The sequence below is a fragment of the Vibrio sp. 10N.222.46.A1 genome (assembly GCF_041473595.1).
Classification (GTDB): domain Bacteria; phylum Pseudomonadota; class Gammaproteobacteria; order Enterobacterales; family Vibrionaceae; genus Vibrio; species Vibrio tasmaniensis_A.
Genome location: NZ_JBFRSN010000429.1, coordinates 1 through 5,877, shown reverse-complemented (window position 1 = coordinate 5,877; position 5,877 = coordinate 1). Strand labels below are relative to the sequence as shown.

The window sequence follows — 5,877 nt, the reverse complement described above, 5'->3', positions numbered from 1 at the left end:
ATTGAGCAAGGTTTGCTGACATGAAGATCAAACTCTATGGCTGTTCAGTTAGAGTTCGGTATTGTTGTCGAAATGAAGGCAAATGAGAAGCCAAAGCGAAAGATAAATCGGCTTTGGCTTCATTTAGTTGCTTTTGCTTATCCGAAGCGCGTCCGAGCTTGATTGAAACTCGATCAGTTCGAGTGTTCTAGCTCTAGTTGCTCGGCTTTTTGGTAAGCAGGGTGGCTCGTTAAAAGATCACCGTATTTAGCAATGTTAGGGTAGAGCGCAGTGGCACCGAAGTTACCCACGATTTCTACGATGAACGACATCATGAAATCGGCACCCGTCAGAGTATCAGCAACAAGGTAAGTTTTACCTTCAAGCGCTTCGTTGACAAAGGTTAGGATCTTTTGGTTTTCATCATCAGCGTAGCCGCCAAGGAAATTAGTCTCGCAACCGTCTTTCATCACAAAGATTTTAAGTAGCATTGGCAGAATACCAGAGCTTTCAGCGAAGTGAAGCCACTGTGAGTATTCCACGTAGTCAGCGGTGCCGCGCACTGGTGCGAACTTACCTTGACCGTATTTGTCGATTAGGTACTCGGTGATAGCACCAGATTCGCTGATCACGACGCCATCGTCTTCAATAACCGGAGATTTACCAAGAGGATGAACGGCCTTCAATTCTGGTGGCGCTAGAAACGTTACACTGTCTCGTTGGTATGGTTTGATTTGGTAATCTACTCCAAGCTCTTCCAATAGCCAGATGATGCGTTTTGAGCGAGATTTGTTTAGGTGATGCAAAGTAATCATGATTTTACCTAGTTAACTGGTTCAGTTTTTGAATTTATTTAGCTTCGTTTGTTTTGATAACAAGCTTACCGAAGTTTTGGCCTTCCAATAGACCCATGAATGCTTGTGGCGCCTCGTCTAGGCCTTCAACTAGGTGCTCACGGTAATGCATCTTGCCTTGAGACAACCATTCTGTCATTTGAACAGCAAACTCATTGTAACGGTGTGCGTAATCATCAAAGATAATGAAACCTTGCATCTTAATACGCTTGACCAAAAGAGTGCCCATAAGGCTAGACATGCGATCTGGGCCTTCAGGAAGTGATGTCGCATTGTATTGTGAAATAAGGCCACAAACAGGAATGCGAGCACCAGTGTTAAGCAACGGCATTACCGCATCGAACACCTTGCCGCCAACGTTTTCAAAATAAACGTCGATGCCGTTGCTACATGCTTTAGCCAGTTGCTCCGCGAAGTCGTCGGCTTTGTGGTCGATACATTCATCAAAACCAAGCACTTCTTTCGCGTACTGACATTTCTCTTGACCACCAGCAACGCCAATGACACGACAGCCTTTTAATTTTCCGATTTGGCCAACGGTTGCGCCTACTGCACCTGTTGCAGCCGCAACGACTAGAGTGTCGCCTTCTTTAGGTTGGCCGATATCAAGTAAGCCCATGTACGCAGTAAAGCCTGGCATACCCATGATGCCTAGTGCGTAAGAAGGGTGTGTTGGCTCTTTACCTAGTTTGATTAGGCCTTCACCATCAGACACACCAAGATCTTGCCAACCGGTGTAAGCCAGTACCCATTCGCCAACTTCAAAATCGCTATTGTTTGACTCTTCAACCTGACACACGGTTGCACCGACCATCACTTCATCAATCGCAACAGGGTCTGCGTAAGATTTAGCATCGCTCATTCGGCCACGCATGTACGGGTCTAGAGAAAGGTAAACTGAGCGAAGTAACATCTCGCCGTCTTTAATTGTTGGTGCGGCTACTGTCTCCAAACGGAAGTTATCTTGAGTCGGTGCGCCTACTGGGCGAGAAGCCAATACGATGCGGCGGTTGTCTTGTTGAGTCATTGGGTATCCTTAATTTTATATTATGTTTATTTAGAATTAGACCAGTCGTCTAGTCTTGTTGTCTAAAAATCCCGCCGTCATCAAATGATAAGAGGGCGGGTTATCTGTCGTTAGTAAAGACTAAACACAGTACGTGGTTAGTTTTTACCTTTTAAAATCTGTTGGGTTAGGTTTAAAGCTGATTCTAAGCTACGTGAACTCTGGCTTAGTTTGCTTAATAAGCTTGCGCCTAACCACATAGAATATAGATTTTGAGCGGTTTCTTGGCTCTCTTCAACCTTTATCGAGCCATCATCAATACCACCGACAATGCACTGCTCGATGGTATGCGTCACTTTCTCAGCACCTTTCAATAGCGCTTGGCGCATAGGATCAGAAAGATCAGAAACTTCGGCGCTGAGCTTAACGACTAAGCATTTATGAGCGTTACAAGTACCGTTTTCAATCTGTGACCATCGAGTGAAATAACTGATAATTCTCTGGTAATGGTTGCCTTCACCATGAACCAAAATAGTTTCAACTCTGCTGATGTAGGTCTCAAAATAGTGCTGGATCAGAGCCTCGCCAAATTGCTCTTTAGATTTAAAGTAGTGGTAAAACGATCCTTTTGGAACATCCGCTTCTTTAAGCAATTGCGATAAGCCAACGCCGTTAAAGCCGTTGTTCACTATTAATTGGTAGCCAACATCTAAAACATGCAGGCGTGTGTCGTTCGTTTTATCGTTCATGGGCTTACTATAAGTTAAATTAGACCAGTCGTCTAGTCTTCGGCTTTTTGAGGTATATTCCGTCGTTACAAAAGTGGCTTCAAATATTCAAACGTTCACATATAAAAAAGCCCCAACATAGCTCGTATGTTAGGGCTTAAATCAGTCTCTTCAATTATTTGATAGAGATTAACTCAACATCAAAAATCAAAGTTGCTGATGGTGGGATAGGGCCTGAACCACCTTTACCGTAAGCCAATTGGCTTGGGATAAACAGGCGAACTTTTTGGCCTTCGACCATGTAAGTCAAACCTTCTTGCCAGCCTTTGATCACTTGTTTAAGAGCAAATGAGATTGGCTCACCACGATCAACAGAGCTGTCGAAAACAGTGCCGTCGATAAGTGTACCGTGGTAATGAACCGTTACTTTGCTGTTCTTAGTTGGGTGCTCTGTACCAGTACCTTCTTCAAGAACTAGGTATTGAAGACCACTTTCAGTCGTAACAACCCCTTCTTTAGCGCCGTTTTCGATAAGGAATTGTTGGCCTTGTTCAATATTTTCTTCGCCAGATTTATGGTTCATCCAAGTGCGGTAGATCATGAAGCCAGCCAAAATAAAGACAATGACCGGGATGATAAATTTAGACATAGTAAAACCTATTTATTGTTGATTTTTTATAGAGAAAAGCCGTTAAGGCTGAGTCAAAAGGTAGTTGATCGTTTTTGCGATACCTTGAACATCTTGGTGACCTGCTGTTAGTACTTGGTATTTACCGTTGATGATAAATGTTGGTACTGAGTTGATTTGACCTTTAACCGAGATCTCTTCAGCTTTCTTTACGTAGTCAAATAGAGCGACTTGCTGTTCTTTGTTCAGTTGGTATGGGCTAACCAGACCACGAGAAGTGAACGCAGTCTCTAGAGCTTGTTGACGTTGTTCAGGAGTCGCATCTGCACCCATTTGAACCGCACCAAATAGGTCGTCCATGAACGCGTGGTCAGGGGTCGCATCAAGTTGCATTACTGCTGTGTAGTAGATCATTGCGCTGATTTGAGCACTTTCATTGAACGTAACGTGCATCTTGCCAATAGTTTGGTCTGTTAGAGATTCGATCTCTGGAATTGCACTTTCCATTTGACGGCAGTGACCACAATTTAGAGAGAAGATTTCAGTGATCGGAGACAGGTTAAATTCAGTTAGAGCAGTAGGCAGCGCTTCGTATTGAACGCCTTTCTGTGGCTCGTCTGTTTCACTACAACCCGCGATAATCAGTACGGCAGCAAGTGCTGTGATGAATTTAGTAAATGGTTTAAACATAATGTTTGCTCTAGCGTTGAGAAGTCGTGAGATTCTAACTATTTAGTACGAATTGGAAAACAATTATAAGGTAAATAAATGCAAACAGTTGGAACGGGCGGGCGATGACAGGCGAGTTGACGATTAACTGTGATCAAAAACACTTTTTTTGGACGTGCTTTCTTTTCGTATAAAGTTTTTGTCTAAAGTTTTTCTCTCAGTGCCGATATAGACATTAGTGAATGGTTTATCTGCATAAGTGGTTGGTGAAGTAATGAGATATTTAGCGATAATGTTAAGCATAGCTTTGGCTGGGTGCGAAACTACGTTACCAACAGGGTTATTCGGTGAGGATATGTTACAAACTGCACCGAAAACTGATTATGACATTATGTACCCTGAATGGGGTGTGGTTCAAACCACTCATCAGCAAGGAACTATTACCACTAACTACGGACGTGGCGTTTCGACCAATGATCCACTGGAAGTCTTTTTAAGACAAAACCGTATCGATTTTGAAGTTTTACCTGGCAACCATGTGATGGTAAAGCTTGTACAGCATGTGAACTTTAAAACAGGTTCGACATCTCCTGAACCCGCTTACAACAATTGGTTGGACACGTTAGGCAGCTATCTTTCTCGACGCCAAGACATTGATGTCGTCATTGAAGGACACACTGATAATACAGGCAGTGATCGTGTTAATGATCCGCTCTCTGAACAGCGCGCAAAAGAAGTGAAAGCTCGCTTAGAAAGTAACTATGTTTCGAGTCGTGCTATTTACACCCGCGGTTTCGGTGAGTACGTTCCCGCGTGTAACAACGCTTCAGCACAAGGTAAAGCCTGTAACCGCCGTGTAGAGTTGATGCTGATTGTGGCGAAATAGATGCGAGAAGCTTGATTCTTTGAATCGAAAGAGCGTATCGATTACAGACATAAAAAAATCCCTCATGAAGAGGGATTTTTTGTATTTAGCTTGTGTTGCTTTTTCCGCTTATGCGAACTGTTTTTCTAAGTAAGATACGATATCCGAAGATTCGTACATCCACTCAGTTTTACCGTCTTTCTCGATACGTAGACAAGGCACTTTCACACGACCGCCGCCAGCTTCAAGTTCTGCACGGTGTTGTTCGTTGTTTTTTGCATCACGAAGTTCAAACTGAACAGACTGACGTTTCATCGAGCGTCGTACTTTTACACAAAATGGACATGCTTCGAATTGGTACAACGTGTGCGTTTTTGCCTGTTCGTTCACTTTGCTTTGTTCTTCTTGAGAACGCTTCACACCGCGTGGGCTGAAAACAAAATTCAACAGCAAGATGACGCGACCTAAAAACCAACGGATAAACTTCATAACTCTCTCTACATATTTAAAATTAGCGTTACAATTTGCAGCATTATATACACAAGTTTTGTCAGATGCTCGCAACAAACCGCTAATATCTATTTTGTCCGTTCGATCGTGTGAGACTTCGCCACATTTAGCCCTAAACGTTTGGACAGTCGAGTCAGGTTTGCTCGGTCTGTTTTCAGAACTCGCCCTGCTTGCGCCCAGTTAAAGTTGGCATCTTCCAACACCTCAGTGATGATGCTGCGTTGAAAATCATCGGTAGCGCCACGTAAACCTGCAGATAGGTCGATCGTTGGTGTTGATAAAGGTGTGTTTTTTACCTGTGTCGTCGCTATAGGCTGATCTTGGTCGAGTGGGCCACAATCTTCTTTAGTGATTGTCACGAGGTTTTTGTTGGTGCTACGAGCTAATGCTTTTAGTGCTGAACGGCTAATCACGTGCTCAAGCTCACGTACGTTACCTGGCCAACCGTAACGGTTTAAAAATACCAGTACATCAGAGCGGAATTTAACTTGGTTGATACCAAGTTTACGACGTGCCTGTTCTAGGAAGAAGCCTGCTAGCAAGCTGATGTCGTCACCTCGGTCTTTCAGAGCTGGCACTGCGATAGGGTACACACTCAATCGGTGGTATAAATCGGCTCTGAATCGACCGTCTTCAAC

At 43.6% G+C, this 5,877-nt stretch carries 7 protein-coding genes and 1 pseudogene; 1 reads left to right on the top strand and 7 read right to left on the bottom strand.

The annotated features are described in order from the left end of the window. Positions 1-173 precede the first annotated feature (173 nt). The 5 genes from AB4496_RS13335 to AB4496_RS13315 form a co-directional block, all read right to left on the bottom strand. Positions 174-794: a glutathione S-transferase family protein gene (locus AB4496_RS13335; RefSeq protein ID WP_009845492.1), complete on the bottom strand. Its 621-nt coding sequence runs from the start codon at positions 792-794 to the stop codon at positions 174-176. A 34-nt stretch (positions 795-828) separates the two neighbouring features. Then, a complete protein-coding gene (locus AB4496_RS13330) occupies positions 829-1,860 on the bottom strand; it encodes an NADP-dependent oxidoreductase (protein WP_012600487.1) in 1,032 nt (343 codons plus the stop codon). Between the two features lie 137 nt (positions 1,861-1,997). Further along, positions 1,998-2,588, bottom strand: a complete 591-nt coding sequence (locus AB4496_RS13325; protein WP_009845490.1) for a TetR/AcrR family transcriptional regulator — start codon at positions 2,586-2,588, stop codon at positions 1,998-2,000. 154 nt (positions 2,589-2,742) lie between these two features. Then, entirely contained in the window at positions 2,743-3,216 is a 474-nt protein-coding gene (locus AB4496_RS13320; RefSeq protein ID WP_012600489.1) for an FKBP-type peptidyl-prolyl cis-trans isomerase, read from the bottom strand. Between the two features lie 42 nt (positions 3,217-3,258). Further along, positions 3,259-3,885, bottom strand: coding sequence for a thioredoxin domain-containing protein (locus tag AB4496_RS13315; protein ID WP_099165583.1), 627 nt, complete (start codon positions 3,883-3,885; stop codon positions 3,259-3,261). Positions 3,886-4,156: 271 nt separating this feature from the next. Between AB4496_RS13315 and AB4496_RS13310 the strand changes: the two genes are divergently transcribed. Continuing rightward, on the top strand, positions 4,157-4,750 hold the full coding sequence (locus AB4496_RS13310) for an OmpA family protein (protein WP_009845487.1): 594 nt from the start codon (positions 4,157-4,159) through the stop codon (positions 4,748-4,750). Between the two features lie 108 nt (positions 4,751-4,858). Here the strand turns inward: AB4496_RS13310 and AB4496_RS13305 are convergent, their stop codons facing one another. Further along, entirely contained in the window at positions 4,859-5,218 is a 360-nt protein-coding gene (locus tag AB4496_RS13305; RefSeq protein ID WP_065679986.1) for a glutaredoxin, read from the bottom strand. Between the two features lie 89 nt (positions 5,219-5,307). Further along, positions 5,308-5,877: pseudogene (locus AB4496_RS13300) on the bottom strand (nitric oxide reductase transcription regulator); the annotation flags it as partial.

Bases quoted from the DNA above. Each gene is read 5' to 3' on its own strand.
- AB4496_RS13335 (WP_009845492.1), bottom strand. From the start codon at position 794: ATGATTACTTTGCATCACCTAAACAAATCTCGCTCAAAACGCATCATC.
- AB4496_RS13330 (WP_012600487.1), bottom strand. From the start codon at position 1,860: ATGACTCAACAAGACAACCGCCGCATCGTATTGGCTTCTCGCCCAGTA.
- AB4496_RS13325 (WP_009845490.1), bottom strand. From the start codon at position 2,588: ATGAACGATAAAACGAACGACACACGCCTGCATGTTTTAGATGTTGGC.
- AB4496_RS13320 (WP_012600489.1), bottom strand. From the start codon at position 3,216: ATGTCTAAATTTATCATCCCGGTCATTGTCTTTATTTTGGCTGGCTTC.
- AB4496_RS13315 (WP_099165583.1), bottom strand. From the start codon at position 3,885: ATGTTTAAACCATTTACTAAATTCATCACAGCACTTGCTGCCGTACTG.
- AB4496_RS13310 (WP_009845487.1), top strand. From the start codon at position 4,157: ATGTTAAGCATAGCTTTGGCTGGGTGCGAAACTACGTTACCAACAGGG.
- AB4496_RS13305 (WP_065679986.1), bottom strand. From the start codon at position 5,218: ATGAAGTTTATCCGTTGGTTTTTAGGTCGCGTCATCTTGCTGTTGAAT.